The 563-nt window shown below is 63.1% G+C and carries 1 protein-coding gene; it reads right to left on the bottom strand.

All coding sequences use genetic code 11. The features are described from left to right. A partial coding sequence (locus B4920_RS25835) for a formyltetrahydrofolate deformylase (protein WP_139379642.1) occupies positions 1 to 563 on the bottom strand: 563 nt, incomplete at both ends.

Raw genomic sequence — 563 nt, 5'->3', positions numbered from 1 at the left:
TACGGCCTTCTCGATGTCCTTGCCGTAGCGGACGAGGTCGTCGGGGGCGTCGGAGTGATCCACGCGGATGACGTCCTGCTCGATGATCGGTCCCTGGTCGAGCTCGCTGGTGACGTAGTGGCAGGTTGCGCCGATGAGCTTGACGCCCTTGGTGTGGGCCTGGTGGTAGGGCTTTGCGCCGACGAAGCTGGGCAGGAAGCTGTGGTGGATGTTGATGATCTGGCCGGGATAGTTGATGCACAGCTCCGGGGAGAGGATCTGCATGTAGCGGGCGAGGACCATCACATCGCCGTCAGCCTCGCGGAAGAGTTCCTCGACCTTGGCGTAGGCCTGGGGCTTGTTGTCCGCTGTGACGGGCACGTGGTGGAAGGGGATGCCGTGCCACTCGACGAAGCCGCGGAAGGTCTCGTGGTTGGAGATGACGCAGGGGATGTCGATGTCCAGGTCGCCGGACTGCCAGCGGGCGAAGAGGTCGTAGAGGCAGTGTTCTTGCTTTGAGACGAGGATCACGACGCGTTTTTTGCGGGCGCTGTCGGAGATGCGCCAGTCCATGCCGAACTCGG

Source organism: Zoogloea sp. LCSB751 (assembly GCF_002028455.1).
Taxonomy (GTDB): Bacteria; Pseudomonadota; Gammaproteobacteria; order Burkholderiales; family Rhodocyclaceae; genus Zoogloea.
Note: the sequence above shows the minus strand (reverse complement) of the source record. Positions and strands in the feature narration are given on the sequence as shown.